This is a genomic window from Mesobacillus sp., from assembly GCF_049588175.1.
Lineage (GTDB): Bacteria > Bacillota > Bacilli > Bacillales > Cytobacillaceae > Mesobacillus.
In genome coordinates, this window is record NZ_JBAVFI010000470.1 from 1 (window position 1) to 1,713 (window position 1,713).

1 protein-coding gene is annotated in these 1,713 nt (G+C 45.5%); it reads left to right on the forward strand.

The features are described 5' to 3' along the window. Window positions 1-109: 109 nt before the first annotated feature. Window positions 110-1,713: preprotein translocase subunit SecA (secA, locus tag WB217_RS11530; protein WP_423993371.1), on the forward strand; the 1,604-nt coding region annotated here is incomplete at its 3' end.

Here is a 1,713-nt window from a genome sequence, read left to right on the forward strand (position 1 = left end):
AAAAGGTTACCTAGATTAATAGAAAATTTTGACACACTGGCAAAACCTACTATTATAAGGAAATAAATGATATACTAGTAAACGAATTTGGATAAGGGAGCGTTAATGGATGCTGTCGATTTTAAAGAAGAAATTTGGCGATTCGAATGAGAAGCGCCTAAAAAAATATAGGGATTTAGTCGAGCAGATCAATCAATTGGAATCAACGATTGAAAAGCTCACTGATGATGAGCTGAAAAACAAAACGCTTTTCTTTAAGGAACAGCTTGCGAATGGAAAAACGGTAGATGACATCAAGGTCGAAGCATTTGCTGTTGTCCGTGAAGCTTCGAAACGCATTCTTGGCATGCGCCATTATGACGTGCAGCTGATTGGCGGGCTTGTTTTAAATGATGGAAGTATCGCAGAAATGCCTACTGGGGAGGGAAAAACGCTAGTCGCCTCCCTGCCTAGTTATTTGAGGGCCCTTGAAGGCAAAGGTGTTCATGTCATTACCGTCAATGATTACCTTGCATCACGTGACCGCAATCAAATTGGCAGAATCCATGAATTTCTTGGCCTGACAGTCGGATTGAATATCCCGATGATGCAGGCGGATGAAAAACAGGCTGCTTACCAGGCGGATATTACATATGGAATCGGAACCGAATTCGGCTTTGATTACTTGCGTGACAATATGGTCGCGAGCGTCGCACAGCGTGTACAGCGTCCGTACCATTTTGCGATTATTGATGAAATTGACAGTGTGCTGATCGATGAAGCGAAAACGCCATTGATCATCGCCGGTAAAATGGAATCAAGCGCTGACCTGCATTTTATTGCAGCTAGGCTGGCAAAGCGTTTTGTAAAAGACGTTGATTATTCATTTGATGAAGAAACAAAAGCAACGAGTCTGACCGATACCGGCATTAATAAGGTAGAGAAGGCTTTTGGCGTTGATAATCTGTATGACCTTGAACACCAGACGCTCTATCACTATGTGATCCAGGCAGTCCGTGCCCATGTCATGTTCGAACTGGATGTTGATTATATCGTCAAGGATGGCAAAATCATGCTTGTCGATATGTTCACCGGCCGGATCATGGAGGGCCGCACAATGTCTGACGGCCTGCACCAGGCTTTGGAGGCAAAAGAAGGCGTTGAGGTTACCGATGAAAATAAAACCCAGGCATCAATCACGGTTCAAAACTATTTCCGTATGTATCCATTGATGTCTGGTATGACGGGTACAGCCAAAACCGAAGAAAGTGAATTCCGCCAGGTGTATGGGATGGATGTCATTCAAATCCCAACAAATAAGCCTGTTGTTCGTGAGGATTTAGCCGATTTGGTTTTTGAAACTAAGGAACAGAAGTATACAGCGGTGACAAAAGAGGTTAAGGAACGCCATGCTAAAGGGCAGCCAGTCCTGATTGGGACTACCTCCATTCTTCAATCTGAAAAAGTAGCCGAGTACCTTGATGAGGAAAACCTTTCGTATCAACTATTGAATGCAAAAACAGTGGAGCAAGAGGTCCAGCTCATCTCCCAGGCTGGTCAGCACGGCAGGATCACCATTGCCACCAATATGGCTGGACGCGGTACGGACATTCTTCTCGGTGAAGGCGTTGCCGAATTAGGCGGCCTCCATGTCATCGGTACGGAAAGGCACGAAAGCAGACGCGTTGACAATCAGCTGAAAGGCCGTTCAGGACGCCAGGGCGACCTGGGGTC